Below are 19,142 nucleotides of genomic sequence, written 5' to 3' on the forward strand. Positions count from 1 at the left end.
CACAACACTTTATTCGCGTGTTTAAGCGACCTTCACCGCAGAGACACCCCACTTCTTTAGCATCTCTTTCAGGTCGTTGGCGGTGTAAGGCTTACTCAAAATGTCATCCATTCCACACTGAATACAACGTTCGCGTTCTTCAAGAGTCGTTCCGGCAGTCAGTGCCACAATAGATTTAACGTAACCTTTCTCTCTTAGCTTCTCTGTCGCTTCAAACCCGTCCATAACAGGCATTCTACAATCCATGAATACAATGTCGTATTCGTTGTCTGACGCGAGCTCAAACCCTTCGACACCATTACTTGCGATAGCCGGTTCAATCTCATGTTTACGAAGCATTTGTTGGATGATGATCTGGTTCATCTTAATATCATCAACCACCAGCACTTTAAGTAGTGACAATTCCGCCTCAGACTCAAAGCCCTTGGCGACACTATCACTCTCAGCCGGAACATCGACAACTTGAAGAGGAATCGAGATGGTAAAGGTCGTGCCTGAGCCAACAACACTGGTCACCCCAATATCGCCATTCATCAGAGCCACCAATTTGCGACAAATCGCTAACCCAAGCCCGGTGCCCTCATAGTTCCGGCTACTTGAGTTATCTGCCTGCGTAAAAGGTTCAAACAGCGTCTTATGTGCTGATTCAGCAATTCCGACTCCGGTATCTTCTACAGAGAAAACAAATTGGTTTTTGTCCCACTCAATATCAACATTCACATGCCCCTCTTCTGTAAATTTAATCGCATTACCGATTAAGTTCACAAACAGCTGTGTGATGCGCTCTAAATCGCCTTGGAAATGGGAGGGAACGTTTGACGCAACACTGATATTGAATTCAAGCTGCTTCTCGATTGCTCGATTAACGAAGATACTATCAATCGTGTTTCGCAAGTCATTCAGGGCAAATTTCTTTGGAATCAGCTCTAACATCCCTGCGTTAATTTTGCTGAAATCAAGCAAGTCATTAATGATGGTTCTGAGAAACTCTCCAGATTGGCTCAGGTTGTTCACTATTTCACGCTGAGAACTGTTGAGTTCGGTATCACTGATCAACTCGGCACTGCCTAGTAAGCCATTAAGCGGTGTTCTTAACTCATGGTTAATCATGGCCACAAAGTCACGCGTTGCCCTTTCAGACTCTTCCGCTCGTTTACGTGATTCAATATTTCGGTTGATTGCTAGTTGATGGGTTAAGGCACTGCAGATAAGGTCCGTGACCAACAACAGTTGGCTTTGTATAAACTCGTAGTCTTGGTCTAACAACCTGACTCTGACGATCAACGCGCCAACTATGACTTTTTCAACCTCTAAGGGCACAGTCAGCACGTCGTCTTGCCAATGAGGCTCTTGAATGTCTTGCTCTAACACCTCGACAGTCTCATCGCCATAATCATAGGTCTGCAACTGAGGGATGAGCTTGGGAGGTAGAATCAAACGACTGGCTTCGATTAAGTAACTGTTGGTCACGTTGGTCGTTAGTTCAGATAGCATGACATCATCGAGATCATTTCTTAGAAACGCGCGCCCAAAATTAATCAACAGGTTGTCGATTTGTTCTTGGAATTCAATGCGGCGTATATTCGCGTTGGAGCGCTTTTCTAACTGACGCAAAGCAAGCTCAAGTTGTTGGTTAGCCTCGAACAGTTCGAGGCTCTTCTGTTCCAACAATCCTTCAGCCGCTTTCCTTGCCGCGATTTGACGCTTAAGCTTCTTCTCTAGGGCAGATGCCAGATCCATATTACTTTTCTACTTTGAGATTAAACCTAACCACGCTTTGGTCATCATTTTGTGGCGTCATCTCCACCGCGATAGATTCACCGTGGTATTCAGCGCATCCTTCTATAAGTCCTAAACAAACATGAGACATACACCTTGCGCTTTTGTAGTCAAAAACAAGTTGTGCTTCGGTCGTGGTGATAAAACTGAATTCAGGTGGCTCAGCATCTGGATAGAGCTTCTTCACTTCAACGTGAATGTAGCGCTCTACGTGCTGAATAAATTGAAAGGTGGTATTGCTGTGAGCAAGGCTCGCTTTATTCGGTAATGAGGCCAGTAAGTTCTTAAATACAGACTGCCCAAACACGCGTTGCAAGCTTGCCGCATCAATATCGGTTTTCTTACTCAAGTTGATAATCAACCTGACAAGGTCTTTGTGGTCGTAACTGCCGACCGACGTATAGATCCCTTCATCTTCTGACATTTCTAGAACTTCTTCCAAAAGCTCTAGCCCAAACTTTTCTTCAACAAGCTCTAAAAATTCGGTGAATATGATTCCTTTCATCTCATACCTTTTCTTCTATTTCTTTTTAGAATGGTCCACTAAGTTATTGTTATCAAATTCTTAAACAAAAAATCTACGTTTCGTCACCCAATTTCATGACATCGATAACGCTTACTCGCCTGTATGCACATATTGAATATAGCAAAAATCGTCATTTTGAGGAGATTCATCGGTAAACAGCCCCTCATGACGCCCAATTAATAACTAAAAGAGGGAAAGTGAATGAAGAAAAACTCAATATTGGTAATCAACCCACGGTTATGTCTATACTTAAAATCATAATAATCAATATATTGGCTTGATATGAATAAAGAAAACTTCCTTCAGCAATTCCAACTCAACCCTACCGTTGGCTATCACCCTGAGTCAGTAGAGCGTGTTTCGCACATCAGTGGCGAACAATTACGTAAAGCGGCAGTGGTGGTAGGTTTAGTTGAAAGGGAAGATGGTTTACATGTCATTTTTACTAAAAGAGCGGCTCATTTAAAGCATCACCCCGGTCAAGTCAGCTTTCCTGGTGGTAAACACGAACTTTCTGACCCTTCTATGCAATTCACTGCACTCAGAGAGCTCCATGAGGAGGTGGGAATTCGATCGGATCAAGTTAAAATTGTTGGGCAATTACCTGCATTGAGTACTATTAGTAAATTTTCTGTGACACCGATTGTTGCCATGGTCGATCCTGACTATGAAGCCATCATTGATGAGAACGAAGTTGCCTCAATTTTTGAAGTACCCGCCACCTATGTTTTAGACCAAGCCAAGTTACACAGCCACACTGTTAACTTTAAACAAATCAAGCATCGAGTTTTTGCGATGCCCTTCCAAGAGCACCTAATTTGGGGCGTTACGGCGCAAATCATCCAATCACTGCAGCAACATGTAGTGCAACGAATTACATATCAACTACGTTTTGTTTAATCTCTGTTAACAAAATCCAGACTTTCTATGGAACAGATTTATTAATGCAATTTTACGCAAACGTTTCCCTGGTATAAATCTATACAACCCCGCCTTTCGCATAAATAAAACTAATACCAAGCATAAACATAAATCACCTGTGGCACGCTATTTTCGTGATCAAAAATCCGTTTTTCGCATATCATGTGACACGCCGTTTCATTACATGATTTAGATCTATTTTTTGCAGAAGAAAATTCTGCAGAATTAGCCCCGACTTATTTCCTGTTCCCAAAAAATGAGTAATTTAACATGAACACAACAACTTCTTCGGCAAATGCCGTTAAAGATTCAAGCAAGTTTAACTATAAAGATTTTACCTGGTGTTTATCACTATTCGGTACAGCAGTTGGTGCTGGCGTACTATTCCTTCCAATCAAAGCTGGTGCGGGTGGTTTTTGGCCATTAGTTATCCTAGCTCTAATTGCGGCACCAATGACTTGGTTCGCACACAAATCTCTAGCTCGTTTCGTACTGTCTGCTAAAAACCCTGAAGCTGATATTACAGACACAGTTGAAGAGCACTTCGGTAAGACTGGCGCAAACATTATTACTTTTGCTTACTTCTTCGCTATCTACCCGATCGTTCTTATCTACGGTGTTGGTATCACAAACACAGTTGATTCTTTCCTAGTAAACCAAATGGGTATGGAATCTATTCCACGTCCTCTTCTTTCTGGTGCACTTATCCTTGCTATGACAGCGGGTGTTGTATTCGGTAAAGAGCTGATGCTTAAAGCAACGTCAGCGATGGTTTACCCACTAGTATTCATCCTACTAGCACTATCTTTCTACCTAGTTCCTGACTGGAACACTTCAATGATGGAAGTTAGCCCAGAATGGTCAACAATGCCTTCTATTATCTGGCTTGCGATTCCAATCATCGTGTTCTCTTTCAACCACAGCCCAATCATTTCACAGTTCTCTAAAGAGCAACGTCGTGTATACGGTGATGACGCAGTTAAGAAAACTGACGCTATCACTGGTGGCGCAGCAATGATGCTGATGGGTTTTGTAATGTTCTTCGTATTCTCTGTAGTGCTTTCTCTATCTCCAGAGCAACTAGCAACAGCACAAGCACAGAACATCTCTGTTCTTTCTTACCTAGCAAACGTACATGAGTCTCCACTTATCTCTTACATGGGTCCTCTAGTAGCGTTCGCAGCGATTACTTCAAGCTACTTCGGTCACTTCCTAGGTGCTCACGAAGGTCTTGTTGGTCTAATCAAGTCTCGCTCTGGTTCTTCAGTAAGCACTATCGAAAAAGCATCTCTAGCGTTCATCGTTGTTACAACTTGGATTGTTGCGGTAGTTAACCCAAGCATCCTAGGTATGATTGAAACAATGGGTGCTCCAATGATTGCAGCTATCCTGTTCCTAATGCCTGTATTCGCGATGCAAAAAGTACCAGCAATGGCTAAGTACAAAACTTCAGCACCTGTACAAATCTTTACAGCTTTATGTGGTCTAGCGGCTATTAGTTCTGTAATCTACGGCGCTCTTTAATCTTAAGCACTTTTTATAAGATGGCTTTCATCTTATATCGCGAGATTAGACACAAAATATAATGATAATAAATGAGCCTCCCTACTCCCCTTGGGAGGCTCTCTTTTTGAGGTAATCGCTATGATTAGTGTATTTGATATCTATAAAATCGGTGTTGGTCCATCGAGCTCACACACAGTTGGACCAATGAAAGCGGGTAAAGAATTTATTGATGACCTACGTTCAATGGGAAAATTGCGCGACATCACTAAAATCACCGTGGACGTATATGGATCACTATCACTGACAGGGAAAGGTCACCACACAGATATCGCAATCATCATGGGTCTTGCTGGCAATACTCCTGAGCGTGTTGATATCGATTCTATTGCTGGCTTCATTGCTCGCGTAGAAGAAACTGAACGCCTTCCTGTTGGCATGCACTGTCATACAGTATCGTTCCCACGCGATGGCGGTATGAACTTCCATACTAGCAACCTTTCTCTACACGAGAATGGCATGAGCATTCACGCTTGGGTTGGCGACGAAGTAGCATACTCAAAAACTTACTACTCAATTGGTGGCGGTTTCATCGTTGACGAAGAGAACTTCGGCAAAGAAGAAGAAAACCCAATTAAAGCACCTTACGAATTTACAACAGCTGAAGAGCTGGTTAATCAGTGTAAAGAAAGCGGTCTTTCTATCAGTACACTGGTTATGAAAAACCAAGCGGCTTTCCACTCAGACGAAGAGTCTCGTACTTACTTCGCAAACATCTGGAAAACGATGCGTGAGTGTATGGATCGCGGTATGAATACTGAAGGTATCCTGCCTGGTCCACTGCGTGTACCTCGTCGTGCCGCAGCACTTCGCCAACAGCTAATGACTTCAGAAAAAACAACCAATGATCCAATGTCGGTTGTTGACTGGGTAAACATGTTTGCTTTCGCAGTAAACGAAGAAAACGCAGCTGGCGGCCGTGTAGTAACGGCACCAACAAACGGCGCATGTGGCATCATCCCTGCTGTATTGGCTTACTACGATAAGTTCATCCAAACAGTGACAGAGAAAGATTACATCCGTTACTTCGCTGCTTCTGGCGCGATCGGTGGTCTTTACAAGCGTAACGCTTCTATCTCTGGTGCTGAAGTTGGCTGTCAGGGTGAAGTTGGTGTGGCATGTTCTATGGCTGCGGCTGGTCTTGCTGAGCTTATGGGTGGTAGCCCTGAGCAAGTATGTATGGCTGCAGAAATCGGCATGGAGCACAACCTAGGTCTAACGTGTGACCCAGTTGCTGGCCAAGTACAAGTACCATGTATCGAGCGTAACGGTATTGCTGCAGTTAAAGCAATCAACTCAACTCGTATGGCACTTCGTCGTTCTTCTGCTCCTACTGTTTCTCTAGATAAAGTTATCGAAACAATGCTAGAAACAGGTAAAGACATGAACGCTAAATACCGTGAGACGTCTCAAGGTGGTTTGGCTGTTAAGGTTGTTTGTTAATTAGCATTAGTTTGCTAATAGCCTCTAACACAGCTTGCTTGGTAACGAGCAAATAATAAAAAAGGAACGCCGATGCGTTCCTTTTTTTGTATCTGAATTCCGGTCACTTATATCTAAGGTGCTCAATTCGCACCTTAGATAATGGACCAAAAAACTAGATCACTTGCGAGATAAGCAGGAAGCAACCAAACAGCAGTGAGAACAACATCATTGCGCTGCCACCTTCTGCTCGGTATCGGTCATCAGCAACTTTCATGAAACGCTGTTTGTGGACCATTACCAGAGGAACAAACACCGCTAGGAACACCAAGATGATGCCTGCGTAATTCAGTACTTGTAGGAACTTGTCTGCAGCAAGCAGTGAACCCGCCAACGGCAAGATAAAGCTAATGCAGTACGTTACCGCTGTATTTTGGTTGAACATGTCTTTGTTCTGGTTGAACAACGCCATTGCTACGCCAAAGAAAGAGGTCAACAACGCCAAGCCAGTGAAGGTAGACAGAACGTTACCCACCCAAGGAGACTGAGCCTCAAACGCCGCCATCAAATCTGATACGTTCTCAAAGCTTCTAAATTGCTCTTCACTCAAGTTACCGACTACCGCAAACAACCAACACAAGTAACACACTAATGGGATCAGAGAACCGATGATCACCATGTTACGCAGCTGTTTGTCTGTCGCTTCGTGGTTGTAAGAAACCAAGGTTGGAATCACAACCATAAAGCCAAAGCTCGTAAACAGGATGGCACTGGTTTTGATTAGATCAACGTGGTCATGGCTGGTTACCTGCATCAAGTTTTCTTGAGTCATGTTCGGCGCCAAGAAAGCCATGGTTGCAAACAAGCTAGCAAGCATCACGAAGAACAATGCTCGATTGAGCTTATCAATCACACCAGTACCACTTGCGACTACTGCGCCAGCAAGCAAGGTAAACACGGTTTGGCTGGTAGTCGCAGTAATTTCGACGCCAAAGTTAGACAGTAACTTACTCAGCAAGTCACCTGCGCCCAGAATGTAAGCCATTAATAGGCAAATCAACAACGCGTATAGCAAGCCGTTGGTAAGCAACTGACCTTGTTTACCCAAGGTTTTTCGGGCAATAGAGTTTAATCCTAGACCGCCACCCGCTTTGATGGTCGCTTCTAGAAGTAGTAATGCTGCGTAAGTCGTACCGAAACAGATCAGTACCATAAGCAGTGTGCCGTAAAGCAATCCGAATTGAGCTAATACCATTGGGATCGCAAGCATACCAGCACCGAGAGCGGTACCAGCGATAATTAGGGAGCTACCCATCATTTTAATATTCATTGTTTTTAACTTATTTGTTTAGTTTTTATAGATGTGAGTCTTCGTTCATCGAGCGGATGACAAAGGAGTTCAGATAGAAATAAAGTTATAAAACGAATAACAATAGGAGCGATAAGCGGTAAAGAAGCGTGCAGAGACGTTGTCGAACAGGGCGTTCAAAGGGGAGCTTGTCTTAAAAGAGGTAAAACGAGAAGCGTGGGTAAGCATTAACTGATGTGGTGAACCTTCCGTAGGTTCAATAATCGGCGATGTAATCTTGAATTTCATGTATGTGTCCAATAAGTCACATTCCATAGTATTTGAAGCAGCGTATCCGTTGCTGCCCTACCTCTATCATAGAGGTCTTTTCATCTTATCGAATGAGCCTCGAAACACAACGCTATAACCACAATTTTTGCTATTAAATTGAACAAAACAGCCATTTGGATATAAATTGACCACTAATACGTCTAAAATAATAGTCTTTATTGATAAAAGACAAGCAAACAAATACATCGAGCTAATTAACAACCTAGGCTTTTCTAATTATCAGCAAACTCACAACCCGATGCTGCACTTCAATAACAGTCCTATATTCCCAAAACAGCAGTCTGTTTCAATAAAAGCTGCATTTTTCACAACACGATGTTTTAAGAACCACACGTGTTTAAGAACAGCGACTAGCTTGAAGCGCGTTCCATTTCAACATCAGACACAACACAAACTCGCTACATCACAGAAACATAACCACAACCGGAGTATGGTCACACAATTCACTATACCCCATAGGTAGTAGGGTCTCTTACACGTAAAGTATTCGCGTCATTATAATTAATAAAAACAAACACCTTATGCGCTCAACAATCACCTTTAAAATCCTAGTGGCTCTCGCCTTCGTGTTCACTTTTCTGCTAGTAATATCGACTTATTTTCAATATTCACAGCAAAAACAACTGGTTAACTCGGTGTTGAGTGAACAGCTACACGACAAAGCAAGTAACTACTTCGACAGCCTCAACATGATGATGCTCACCGGCACCATGGCACAAAAAGAGACCCTTCGTCAGAAAGCACTGGCTCAAGAAGGCATCGAAGACGTTCGTGTTTTACGCGCCGACGCTGTCAGCAAGTTATACGGCCCAGGTAATGACAACCAGACACCGGTTGACGATATTGATAAGCGAGCGCTAGCGGGCGAAACCGTTATCGAACCTTTTTCTGCTGATTGGGGCAAAGGCTTGGTTATTGCTCTGCCAATGAAGTCGAGTGAAGATTACCGAGGAACCAATTGTGTCGCCTGTCATATGGCACCAGAAGGTGAAGTGTTGGGTGCGATTCGTCTCGAATATAACCTTAGCCATGTTAACTCGCTGATTAACACTCAAACCATGGCTGCTATTGGCATTATGGCAGTGATCTCGTTTGCCGGATTCGTGCTTACGATGGGGTTAATTCGTAAGATTATCGTACGCCCACTGCAACAGACTTCTCGCTTTATGACTCAAGTTAGCAACGATAAAAACCTATCCACTCGCCTGCCGGAGCAAAGCAAGGATGAGATTGGCACGCTGGCTAACTCCATCAACTCGTTCATGGGAACCGTATCAGACAGCTTAGAAAAGGTACAAAACACCTCGCACAAGTTGAATGCCTCGGCCAACCAACTGACTAGTGTCGCGCAAATTACCGAGCAAGCCGCCAGCGACCAGCAAAGCGAAACCGCTGAAGTTCAACACAATGTCGAAGGGATACAGGCACAGCAAGTCAATGTAGAACAAGCCACTTTAACGGCTTCAGAGCTTATCAATCACACCGCAGATGTGGCATGCAAGAGTGCCAACCAAGCACACGACGCAAGCAGTGAGATAAAGAACCTCGTCAGCAGCATAGAAGAAGTGAAACACAAAATACTGACACTCAATGAGCAAACCGGAGAAGTCTCTTCAATATTGAGTGTGATTCGTGGCATTGCGGACCAAACCAATCTTCTGGCCTTGAATGCAGCGATTGAAGCAGCGCGAGCGGGAGAACAAGGTCGGGGCTTTGCGGTAGTAGCAGATGAAGTTCGCCACCTTGCATCGCGAACCGCTGAAGCAACAGGCAGTATTGAGTCAATCATTCATCAATTCCAACAAGGCAGTGCAGAGTCGCTGACTTCTGCCGATCGCGTTTGCGAACAAGCCCATCAAAGCTCAACCGATATCGACGCACTTTCAATTGAAATGAATGGTGTGGTCGAAGAGATGAAACAGGTGCTGGCTCACGCACAGAATATTCAGCAGCAAACGCAATCCACCACACAAGCGACTCAGGATGTTCAACAAAAGGTTGAAACCATCACCTCTCACGCCAACAACACGTCGCAATCCGCGGCTGAAACTCGCAACATCAGCAATGACTTAGAAGAGCTGTCTGATCACCTTGAGTCACTGATTAATCAGTTTACTTTGTCGAGTACAAAGAAGAAGTCATAGATCGCCAACAAAAAAGCGCTCAACAATGAGCGCTTTATCTTCATAACAATGTCTAGTTCAGGCTTTCAGGCTTTCAGGCTTTAAAAGAACCGTAAACCAAGATTAGTGCGTAATGGAAACCGCGGTTAAGTCTTTATGCTTGTGATACATCGCGTGTTTGACTATCAGATTCGCACTCACGCTATCCATTCCTGACACTTCAACGTAAGCCCCTTTTTTACGGAACTTGAACACAACCTTATCAAGCGCCTCTACCGAGGTATTATCTAAGAATGACGCATCCGATATATCGATGGTCACTAAAGAGGTCGCGTTGTCATAATCAAATAGGTCGACAAACGCATCTGACGAAGCAAAGAAGACATGGCCTTTTACTCGGTGAATGGTGTGCATTTCGTTGGTCACGACTTCATCGGATATAAACACCATAGATTTGCTGGCATGTGCGTAAAACAGAGCCGACAACACCACGCCAACCGCAACACCTATTGCTAAGTTATGAGTAAACACCACCACCGCCACGGTTGCTAGCATGGTTACATTGGTTGGCAGTGTGTGATCTTTAAGCTCAACAATAGAACGCCATGAGAATGTGCCGATTGAAACCATGATCATCACAGACACTAAAGCCGCCATCGGTATCAGCTTCAACCAATCAGAAACAAACACCACCATTAACAACAAAACCACTCCAGCGATCATGCTGGATAATCGGGTTAAGCCGCCTGATTTGATGTTAATGATCGACTGACCGATCATTGCGCAGCCCGCCATTCCACCAAATAATGAGGCAACGATGTTCGCAACGCCCTGCCCTTTACACTCATTGTTTTTATTGCTTTCAGTATCTGTCAGATCATCGACTATGGTCGCTGTCATCAAGGATTCCAACAAGCCAACCAGAGATAGAGCAATCGAATATGGCAGGATGGTCGCAAGCGTATCAAACGTGAATGGAATATTAGGAATCAAGAACACAGGCAGTGAATCAGGAAGCTTGCCCATATCGCCAATCGTTCTCACATCTAAGCCGAACAGCAAACTAATGATTGTCAGGGTAACAATCGCAACCAGTGGAGAAGGTATTGCGCGACCAAACTTGGGAAAATAAGGAAGCAGATAAATGATCGCCAAACCCAAAACGACTAACACGTAAACGCTCGATGGTACGTTGCTTAATTCAGGAAGTTGGGCCATGAAAATTAGAATGGCGAGCGCGTTAACAAATCCAGTAATCACCGATTTAGAAACGAAATTCATCAGGTTACCAAGCTTAAGATACCCGGCTGCGATTTGAATGACGCCAGCTAAAAATGAAGCGGCGAGTAGATATTCTAGTCCGTGCTCTCTCACTAAGGTGACCATTAATAGCGCCATAGCACCTGTTGCCCCAGAGATCATTCCCGGACGACTGCCAACCAAAGCGGTTACGACACAAATACAGAACGAAGCATAGAGCCCTACTTTAGGGTCAACGCCTGCAATAATTGAAAATGCGATGGCTTCAGGGATCAATGCGAGTGCAACCACAATCCCAGATAATGAATCTCCTTTAACGTTTGATAACCAGTGTTTTTTTAAATAATTAAGCATGTAATTCTCTTTTACTTGTACAGCCAGTCCTGCCTTGTTGAGACATAATTTGATCGACTGTTTTTCTTGAATGAGCGAGCGCTCGAAAAGTGCGGGTGTAGAGAGAATGCAGGGGTTAAGGCGGCGTAATTAACACGTAGATATTAAACTCCTCTTGTTGCTTTATTGGGGAAATAAGAAGGTGATCAAGTCGAAAATGACTGAATCCGCGCCAATATAGAGTGAGTATCAACACAATCACACTCCCATTATTGAAAACAAAGGTTTCGATTACACCATGCTGGTTCAACAGCTCACATAAGGTTGAAAGGTAAGGCAGACGCTAAGATTGAACAAAAAACACACCCTCAAACCTATTTATCGTCAGTAGACACAATATTTCTTTCACCAAGCAAGAATAAAGGTTGAAGCTGTCGGTATGACAGGTAATATGTTCAATCGATTTAAAAAGTTTATACAACTTAATGTTTCGGCTAATTATTGTGCAAATGTATGTTTATTTGCAGCAATGCCTGAGACTTTGAGTTGAATTTGTCCCTCAATGGAGAATGAAATCAACATGACTTACGCGCCTGTAACAGACGTACTTGGCGGCAAGCTAGCGGTAGACAGTGAAGTAACTGTTCGCGGCTGGATCCGTTCACGTCGTGATTCCAAAGCTGGAATCTCTTTCCTTGCCATTTATGACGGCTCTTGTTTCGACCCGATTCAGGCCGTGGTTCCTAATAATCTTAATAATTACGAAAACGAAGTATTAAAGCTAACAACTGGCTGCTCTGTTGAAGTAACGGGTAAGATTGTTGAGTCTCCTGCGAAAGGTCAAGACTTCGAACTAGCAGCAACTGACGTTAAAGTTGTAGGCTGGGTTGAAGACGCTGACACTTACCCAATGGCTAAGACGCGTCACTCTATCGAATACCTTCGTGAAGTTGCTCACCTACGTCCACGTACAAACGTGATTGGCGCAGTAGCACGTGTACGTAACTGTCTATCTCAAGCGATTCACCGTTTCTACCACGAGCAAGGCTTCTTCTGGACTTCTGCTCCGCTTATCACTGCATCTGATGCAGAAGGCGCTGGTGAAATGTTCCGTGTTTCTACGCTAGATATGGAAAACCTACCACGCACTGAAAAAGGCGACGTAGACTTCAACGAAGATTTCTTCGGTAAAGAGACGTTCCTAACAGTATCTGGCCAACTTAATGCTGAAGCTTACGCTTGTGCACTAAGCAAGGTTTACACGTTCGGTCCTACGTTCCGTGCTGAAAACTCAAACACAAGCCGCCACCTAGCTGAGTTCTGGATGGTTGAGCCTGAAGTTGCGTTTGCAGACCTTAACGATGTAGCGAAACTGGCTGAAGACATGCTTAAGTACGTTTTCGCTGCTGTTCTTGAAGAGCGCCGCGACGACCTTGAGTTCTTCGCTTCTCGTATCGACAAGCAAGCAATTACTCGTCTAGAGCAATTCGTTGACGCTGACTTTGCACAAGTTGACTACACTGACGCAATCCAAATCCTACTAGACTCTGGTAAGAAATTTGAGTTTGACGTTGAGTGGGGCATCGACATGTCTTCTGAGCATGAGCGTTACCTAGCTGAAGAGCACTTCAAAGCACCAGTTATCGTTAAGAACTACCCGAAAGACATCAAAGCTTTCTACATGCGCTTAAACGACGACGGCAAAACAGTTGCAGCAATGGACGTACTTGCACCAGGCATCGGTGAAATCATCGGTGGTGCACAACGTGAAGAGCGTCTAGACATTCTAGACGAGCGTATGATTGCTATGGGTATCGACCCTGAGCACATGAGCTGGTACCGCGACCTACGTAAATACGGCACAGTGCCACACGCTGGTTTCGGTCTTGGTTTCGAGCGTCTAGTATCTTACGTAACAGGTATGGGCAACGTTCGTGACGTGATTCCATTCCCACGTACACCACGCTCTGCAAACTTCTAATTCGAAACCTATTCGATATTAAAAGTTAAGAACAAATAAAAACCTCCGCACTTGCGGAGGTTTTTTTATGTTCGGAATAAAACGAGACGACGGTTGTTTCTGCGAACCACCATCTGGACCCATTATTTCGAAAGCTAATCCACATCTTGGTCGATAGCGTATTTTATTGCGAGACCGCAGATTGCCATCATAACGAATGGGATCGCGGCAGTGGTGTATTCCGCCCACGCCATATCAGCGAATGCTTTTGCCAGCAGTACGTGGCCGAGAATAAGCAGAAGCGCACACACAATCGCGACAATAATCAGCTTAACTTCATTTCCCATAGTCATTTTCAACATAACGGTATCTCCAATATTTGGTCTACCGCTATTGAATCACAACTCTTTGCTCAATTAGGCGTACAGTTACGCCACAAACAACCCGTACAGTTGGAATAATTGTCTTTTTTATGAGGGACTTAAGGTTTTACGAGTGCGTAAGTTGATGTGCCAGTTTGCCAAGCCAGATGAGAGCCTGTTCTTTCTCTTCTGTCAGTTCATAAGAGAAGTTCAATCGTATCGCGTTATCCACTCTGCCCTGCTCACTAAACAGATCGCCAGATGCGACGCTAATGCCTTGCTCGATAGCCAGTTGATGAAACTGTTGGCTGTCGAATTTTTCAGAGAAACGAATCCATACCAAGTAGCCACCAGCCGGTTCTTCAATCTCGATTGAATGTGGAAAGTACTGCTTAATGACATCGATAAATCGCTCTTTCCTGACGACAAGGTTTTTACGCAGTTTACGAAGGTGATTATCGTAGCTTTCATGTGTTAAGAAATGGGCGACACCAAGTTGAACGGGAGCGCTGCTCGATAACGTAGAAAGAAGCTGTAACTTTTGAATCGCATCGTTAAAACTCGTGTTCACAACCCACCCTACTCGATAACCGGGACACAAGCTTTTTGAATACGACCCACAAAGCAAGACGGAATCGGTCTTATCGAAAGCCTTTAATGGCTTCGGCTTGTGCCCTTCATAATAAAGATCGCCATACACGTCATCTTCAATAATGTAGGTTCCATGCTGTTCTGCAATCTCTACCACACGGCGCTTTGCCTGTTCCGACAAACTGGTTCCCGTTGGGTTTTGAAAAGTCGTCATCAGCCAACACGCTTTAACATCTTGGTTTTGTAGCGCGTTTTCAAACTGCTCTATATTCAATCCATTGATTGGGCAAACGTCTACTTCGATAGGGTTAAGCCCTAGCCTCTCGACAGCCTGCAGAGCACCATAGAATGCGGGAGACTCAATCACGACGTTATCACCCGACTTAGTGACCGTTTGCAGACTCAAGTTGAGCGCTTCCATAGCACCGGACGTAATTACGATGTCTTGATGATTAACCGTGATCCCTTGCTGCAGATAACGCTGCGCGATTTGTCTTCTCAAGGACTCACTGCCCGGTGGCAAATTATTGATCACACTGGCGCCAGTCATTTTCCTGCCCGCGCTGGCAAGGTTTCGAGTCAAGGTAGGTAACGGGAACAGGTCAGGATCGGGGAATGCAGAGCCGAAAGGAATCACACCTTCGGCTGAACTCGACTTCAAGAAATCAAATAAGCGGTCATTAATGGCTTTCTTTTCACTAACGAGTGGCTGCGCGTAATCAACGCCGTCCAGCCTTGGCGCTACAAAGTAGCCCGACTGAGGTTTAGCGATGATCCACCCTTCGCTTTCTAGCAACTGGTAGGCTTGTAAGACAGTACTATTGCTGACGTTGTAATTTCGACAACTCATGCGTACCGAAGGGATCTTCTCTCCGGATCGCCACGTATTGTTGGCTATCTGAGTTCGAATATCCTTTGCAAGCTCTTCATAACGCGCCATCTAATTGTACTACCTAGAGAAATTATGTGAGCCGGTGATTTTATCACTTACGCCAACAACTATTGCTGCTATCCATATGATCGCACCTAATTTCCACAATAGTGTGAATTGGTTCACAGATAACTTTGTAAGCTTTGCTAAGTTTGTACCCAAGGTAGGAGCTAAGTTGGCTTTCTACCTCAATAATTTGATGTAACCCAAAAACATGCGAGATAACAATGAAAAAAATAGAAGCAGACCAATTAAGTTATAAAGGAGAGTCAAACGGTGTTCACAGTTGGACAACACCGAGCGGCCAGCCATATTACTGGCACCCAGATTGGCTTCATATTGCTGAAGATGCGACAGGCTCACATCCAAAGCAAAAGATCGATGTCGAACAAGACCAAGCACCAACGGAAAAACACGCGGTGTCTGCTATTCTGAAACACATCAACCAATGGGCTGCAGACAAACTAGCGTCTCACCCTGAGATTGAAACCGGCTCAATCGAGGCTGAAATCAATCTCAAAAAGTAACGGGGTAAAATAGATAGCGAACTCAATCATTTGCGATTCTAACCCAGTACACAGACTGAATAGCCTCGAACCTCGACCGAGGCTATTCAAGTATCTTCATAAAAATGCTGCAATAATCCCCACCTAGCTAACAAATCTCTAACACAAACCAGTTTCTTGTATCAATCCAAGAAAGCTATCGATAGAATTTCCGGTCTTATTCACGTCAGTTATGCTAATCATTCGCAATTCTAAAGTCGTGAATCAATGAATGCGTGAATCTAATAAGAATGAGAACAAAGGCTTATCGATGGATACTTCAAATTACAATCAATCGCTAACGACTAAGTTATACGTCATTGCTGGCGTGCTGTTTGGCACCTATGGCAGCCGGGTGTGTCCTATGCTCGAGAGCTTAACGACGTTAGAGATTTTCACACAAGTCAGTATTGTGTTTGTCTTATTATGGATCGCGCGTCGTTACCTATTGGCGCAACATACCTTGGTCAAGCAAGGCCGATTCGCGCAACTCGATACCCTGCTATTTTTTGCTGCAAGTGTGCCTTTCGCGCTCTACTACAACTTAAGCTATGAATTCACCATAGACAGTAATTTGAAGGTGCTGTTTGGCATGAGTTTATTCGGTTTCTTTACCGGAACCATTCTTCAATTGAACGCCAAGCTTAGTCAAATGGATAAAATGGAGACGACTGGACAATTCGACTTCCAACTGGTTGGTGAAAGAAGTTCACTGGTCAAGCAGATGATAGGCTTGGTTATCGTGCTTCTGGTAACACTGACGACTATGTTGACGATGATTGCCGTTAAAGACATCTTCTGGCTAGAACACAACCCTGACCGCTTATTGGATGGCACCGGCAAGATCAGCGTGATCAAAGAGTTCATTTATTTGGCTGTGGTACTGGGTGGCTACGCGATTACCATCATGACGCTTTGGAGCAAGCTAATTAAGCGCATTCTCTTAAGCCAAGAGCACGCATTAAACAAAGTCACCAATGGTGAGCAAGGCGTTCGCTTACCTATTTTCGGCTACAACGAGCTTGGCTCAATGGCATCTATGACCAATACCATGCTTGATAGCCTTGAAACCGCGCAAAACGAAGTCAAAACCACACGTGACGTGGCCATTGTGAGCTTATCGGCATTGGCTGAATCTCGAGACAATGAAACGGGCGCTCATATCCTAAGAACTCAAGAGTACGTCAAGGTACTCGCACAAGAACTCAGCAAATCAGAAACCCACTCAAGCTTGTTAAAACCAAACTACATCGAGTTGCTTTACAAATCTGCGCCTTTGCACGACGTAGGCAAAGTCGGTGTGCCTGATAGTGTGTTATTGAAGCCGGGTAAATTGACGGACGAAGAGTTTGAGATAATGAAAGGTCACCCCGCGATTGGCGCTGAAGCGTTATCTATCGCAGAAAAGCAGCTGGGAAGTAGCTCTTTCTTAAGAGTCGCAAAGGAGATATCTCTGACTCACCACGAGAAATGGAATGGCAGCGGTTACCCTAATCAGTTGTCTGGTGAAGATATCCCGTTATCCGGCCGTTTGATGGCATTGGCCGATGTTTATGATGCGCTCATCTCGAAGCGAGTCTACAAGCCAGCCTTTACTCACGAACAAGCTAAACAGATCATCTTAGAGGGCAATGGGACGCATTTTGATCCGCAAGTTGTCCAAGCTTTTCTAGCCGTCGAACAAGCGTTTGTTTCAATTGCCGCGACCTACAAAGATGGCAAAAATGTAGCCAGCGAACTCGAGCGCGAAAGCTTTATTGCTCAACCAGCGTAATCTATTCAAAAACCACTAACTTCTTGCACCCTATAGGTTAATCCGTAGGGTGTTTTGTTATCAAATACCCTCTTTAGTCAATAAATCTGATTGAAATGGATTTTTTTTAGCCTTTCTGTTCACTTCGTATTGTCTTAAAAATTCCATACAGGTATAACTACCCATAGATACTATCCCCTCTCAATTGACATGGATGAAGATTATGTTTGAAAAAGTGTTAGCTGCTCCCGCCGATCCTATCCTCGGCCTTACTGAAGAGTTTAAAAAAGACTCTCGTGCAGAGAAAATCAACCTTGGTGTTGGCATCTACAAAAATGAAGATGGTCAAACGCCTGTACTTAAAACAGTAAAGAAAGCAGAAGCTGCACTTCTTGAAAACGAAAAAACCAAATCTTACCTAACGATTGAAGGTACGGCTGAATACGGTCTAGCGGTTCAGAAACTTCTTTTCGGTTCAGACGCAGAGATCGTTGCATCTCAACGTGCGAAAACTGCACAAGCTCCAGGTGGTACAGGTGCACTTCGCGTAGCGGGTGAATTCATCAAGCGCCAACTGGGCGACGTAAAAATCTGGATCAGTAACCCGACTTGGGCGAACCACAACGGCGTTTTCGCTGCTGCGGGTATCGAAACTGCTCAATACAGCTACTACAACGCTGAAACTAAAGACAAAGACTTCGCTGGCATGATTGCTGACCTAGAGAAAGCTTCTGAAGGCGATATCGTTCTTCTGCACGGCTGCTGTCACAACCCAACAGGTATCGACCCAACAACTGAAGAGTGGGAAGTTCTGGCTAAATTGGTTGCTGAGAAGAAACTGCTGCCTCTATTCGACTTTGCTTACCAAGGTTTTGCAAAAGGCGTTGAAGAAGACGCTGCTGGCCTACGTATTTTTGCTCAATACAACAAAGAGATCCTTGTTGCTAGCTCGTTCTCTAAGAACTTCGGCTTGTACAACGAGCGTGTTGGCGCATTCACTCTGGTTGCTGAATCAGCAGACGTAGCAACGACAGCATTCTCTCAAGTTAAGAGCATTATCCGCTCTATCTACTCTAACCCACCAGCGCACGGCAGTGCTGTCGTTACTCACATCCTTGGTGATGCTGATCTACGTGCTGAATGGGAAGCAGAAGTAGCAGAAATGCGCGACCGTATCCAAGAGATGCGTGAACTATTCGTAACGACACTGAAATCTGAAGGTGTTGATGCAGACTTCACATTCATCGAACGTCAAAACGGCATGTTCTCGTTCTCTGGCCTAAGCAAAGAGCAAGTGACTCGCCTAAAAGACGAATTCGCAATCTACATTGTTGGTTCTGGACGTATCAGCGTTGCTGGTATGACTAAGTCAAACATGGGTCCTCTATGTAAAGGTATCGCTGCGGTTCTTTAATCGTAACAATACCAAGTCTG

15 protein-coding genes are annotated in these 19,142 nt (G+C 44.4%); 8 read left to right on the plus strand and 7 right to left on the minus strand.

Going from position 1 to position 19,142, the window contains the following annotated elements:
* Window positions 1-21: 21 nt before the first annotated feature.
* Both OCV20_RS09930 and OCV20_RS09935 read right to left on the minus strand, forming a co-directional pair.
* Entirely contained in the window at window positions 22-1,740 is a 1,719-nt protein-coding gene (locus OCV20_RS09930) for an ATP-binding protein (RefSeq protein WP_086775295.1), read from the minus strand.
* 1 nt (window position 1,741) lies between these two features.
* Window positions 1,742-2,284, minus strand: a complete 543-nt coding sequence (locus OCV20_RS09935; RefSeq protein ID WP_086775296.1) for a heme NO-binding domain-containing protein — start codon at window positions 2,282-2,284, stop codon at window positions 1,742-1,744.
* A gap of 303 nt (window positions 2,285-2,587) precedes the next feature.
* On the opposite strand from OCV20_RS09935, the gene OCV20_RS09940 reads away from it, so the two are divergent.
* From OCV20_RS09940 to OCV20_RS09950, 3 genes are all read left to right on the plus strand, one after another.
* On the plus strand, window positions 2,588-3,205 hold the full coding sequence (locus OCV20_RS09940; RefSeq protein ID WP_086775297.1) for a CoA pyrophosphatase: 618 nt from the start codon (window positions 2,588-2,590) through the stop codon (window positions 3,203-3,205).
* 291 nt (window positions 3,206-3,496) lie between these two features.
* Window positions 3,497-4,750: an aromatic amino acid transport family protein gene (locus OCV20_RS09945; RefSeq protein WP_086775298.1), complete on the plus strand. Its 1,254-nt coding sequence runs from the start codon at window positions 3,497-3,499 to the stop codon at window positions 4,748-4,750.
* A gap of 120 nt (window positions 4,751-4,870) precedes the next feature.
* Window positions 4,871-6,232, plus strand: a complete 1,362-nt coding sequence (locus tag OCV20_RS09950; RefSeq protein WP_017060420.1) for an L-serine ammonia-lyase — start codon at window positions 4,871-4,873, stop codon at window positions 6,230-6,232.
* A gap of 154 nt (window positions 6,233-6,386) precedes the next feature.
* Here OCV20_RS09950 and OCV20_RS09955 read toward each other — a convergent pair whose 3' ends face one another.
* Window positions 6,387-7,529: an amino acid permease gene (locus tag OCV20_RS09955; protein ID WP_086775299.1), complete on the minus strand. Its 1,143-nt coding sequence runs from the start codon at window positions 7,527-7,529 to the stop codon at window positions 6,387-6,389.
* A gap of 81 nt (window positions 7,530-7,610) precedes the next feature.
* On the minus strand, window positions 7,611-7,808 hold the full coding sequence (locus OCV20_RS09960) for a hypothetical protein (RefSeq protein WP_048611631.1): 198 nt from the start codon (window positions 7,806-7,808) through the stop codon (window positions 7,611-7,613).
* 563 nt (window positions 7,809-8,371) lie between these two features.
* Here OCV20_RS09960 and OCV20_RS09965 point away from each other — a divergent pair.
* Window positions 8,372-9,994, plus strand: a complete 1,623-nt coding sequence (locus OCV20_RS09965) for a methyl-accepting chemotaxis protein (RefSeq protein ID WP_261881404.1) — start codon at window positions 8,372-8,374, stop codon at window positions 9,992-9,994.
* Between the two features lie 102 nt (window positions 9,995-10,096).
* Here OCV20_RS09965 and OCV20_RS09970 read toward each other — a convergent pair whose 3' ends face one another.
* Window positions 10,097-11,587: a SulP family inorganic anion transporter gene (locus tag OCV20_RS09970; RefSeq protein ID WP_086775912.1), complete on the minus strand. Its 1,491-nt coding sequence runs from the start codon at window positions 11,585-11,587 to the stop codon at window positions 10,097-10,099.
* A gap of 559 nt (window positions 11,588-12,146) precedes the next feature.
* On the opposite strand from OCV20_RS09970, the gene asnS reads away from it, so the two are divergent.
* Window positions 12,147-13,547, plus strand: a complete 1,401-nt coding sequence (gene asnS / locus OCV20_RS09975) for an asparagine--tRNA ligase (protein WP_017060416.1) — start codon at window positions 12,147-12,149, stop codon at window positions 13,545-13,547.
* Between the two features lie 134 nt (window positions 13,548-13,681).
* Here the strand turns inward: asnS and OCV20_RS09980 are convergent, their stop codons facing one another.
* Together OCV20_RS09980 and OCV20_RS09985 are read right to left on the minus strand one after the other, a co-directional pair.
* Window positions 13,682-13,888, minus strand: a complete 207-nt coding sequence (locus tag OCV20_RS09980) for a hypothetical protein (protein ID WP_004734707.1) — start codon at window positions 13,886-13,888, stop codon at window positions 13,682-13,684.
* Window positions 13,889-14,015: 127 nt separating this feature from the next.
* Entirely contained in the window at window positions 14,016-15,419 is a 1,404-nt protein-coding gene (locus tag OCV20_RS09985) for an aminotransferase-like domain-containing protein (RefSeq protein WP_086775911.1), read from the minus strand.
* A 218-nt stretch (window positions 15,420-15,637) separates the two neighbouring features.
* Between OCV20_RS09985 and OCV20_RS09990 the strand changes: the two genes are divergently transcribed.
* The 3 genes from OCV20_RS09990 (at window position 15,638) to OCV20_RS10000 (ending at window position 19,122) form a co-directional block, all read left to right on the plus strand.
* Window positions 15,638-15,937, plus strand: a complete 300-nt coding sequence (locus OCV20_RS09990; RefSeq protein ID WP_017060414.1) for a hypothetical protein — start codon at window positions 15,638-15,640, stop codon at window positions 15,935-15,937.
* Window positions 15,938-16,187: 250 nt separating this feature from the next.
* On the plus strand, window positions 16,188-17,729 hold the full coding sequence (locus OCV20_RS09995; RefSeq protein WP_086775910.1) for an HD-GYP domain-containing protein: 1,542 nt from the start codon (window positions 16,188-16,190) through the stop codon (window positions 17,727-17,729).
* Between the two features lie 202 nt (window positions 17,730-17,931).
* Complete coding sequence (locus OCV20_RS10000) at window positions 17,932-19,122, plus strand: amino acid aminotransferase (RefSeq protein WP_086775909.1); 1,191 nt, start codon at window positions 17,932-17,934, stop codon at window positions 19,120-19,122.
* The last annotated feature ends 20 nt before the right edge of the window (window positions 19,123-19,142 follow it).

The organism is Vibrio coralliirubri (genome assembly GCF_024347375.1).
GTDB classification, from domain to species: domain Bacteria; phylum Pseudomonadota; class Gammaproteobacteria; order Enterobacterales; family Vibrionaceae; genus Vibrio; species Vibrio coralliirubri.

Excerpts from the sequence above, each read along its gene's own strand:
- OCV20_RS09930 (WP_086775295.1), bottom strand. The coding sequence starts at position 1,740 with ATGGATCTGGCATCTGCCCTAGAGAAGAAGCTTAAGCGTCAAATCGCG.
- OCV20_RS09935 (WP_086775296.1), bottom strand. The coding sequence starts at position 2,284 with ATGAAAGGAATCATATTCACCGAATTTTTAGAGCTTGTTGAAGAAAAG.
- OCV20_RS09940 (WP_086775297.1), top strand. The coding sequence starts at position 2,588 with ATGAATAAAGAAAACTTCCTTCAGCAATTCCAACTCAACCCTACCGTT.
- OCV20_RS09945 (WP_086775298.1), top strand. The coding sequence starts at position 3,497 with ATGAACACAACAACTTCTTCGGCAAATGCCGTTAAAGATTCAAGCAAG.
- OCV20_RS09950 (WP_017060420.1), top strand. The coding sequence starts at position 4,871 with ATGATTAGTGTATTTGATATCTATAAAATCGGTGTTGGTCCATCGAGC.
- OCV20_RS09955 (WP_086775299.1), bottom strand. The coding sequence starts at position 7,529 with ATGATGGGTAGCTCCCTAATTATCGCTGGTACCGCTCTCGGTGCTGGT.
- OCV20_RS09960 (WP_048611631.1), bottom strand. The coding sequence starts at position 7,808 with ATGAAATTCAAGATTACATCGCCGATTATTGAACCTACGGAAGGTTCA.
- OCV20_RS09965 (WP_261881404.1), top strand. The coding sequence starts at position 8,372 with ATGCGCTCAACAATCACCTTTAAAATCCTAGTGGCTCTCGCCTTCGTG.
- OCV20_RS09970 (WP_086775912.1), bottom strand. The coding sequence starts at position 11,587 with ATGCTTAATTATTTAAAAAAACACTGGTTATCAAACGTTAAAGGAGAT.
- asnS (WP_017060416.1), top strand. The coding sequence starts at position 12,147 with ATGACTTACGCGCCTGTAACAGACGTACTTGGCGGCAAGCTAGCGGTA.
- OCV20_RS09980 (WP_004734707.1), bottom strand. The coding sequence starts at position 13,888 with ATGTTGAAAATGACTATGGGAAATGAAGTTAAGCTGATTATTGTCGCG.
- OCV20_RS09985 (WP_086775911.1), bottom strand. The coding sequence starts at position 15,419 with ATGGCGCGTTATGAAGAGCTTGCAAAGGATATTCGAACTCAGATAGCC.
- OCV20_RS09990 (WP_017060414.1), top strand. The coding sequence starts at position 15,638 with ATGAAAAAAATAGAAGCAGACCAATTAAGTTATAAAGGAGAGTCAAAC.
- OCV20_RS09995 (WP_086775910.1), top strand. The coding sequence starts at position 16,188 with ATGCGTGAATCTAATAAGAATGAGAACAAAGGCTTATCGATGGATACT.
- OCV20_RS10000 (WP_086775909.1), top strand. The coding sequence starts at position 17,932 with ATGTTTGAAAAAGTGTTAGCTGCTCCCGCCGATCCTATCCTCGGCCTT.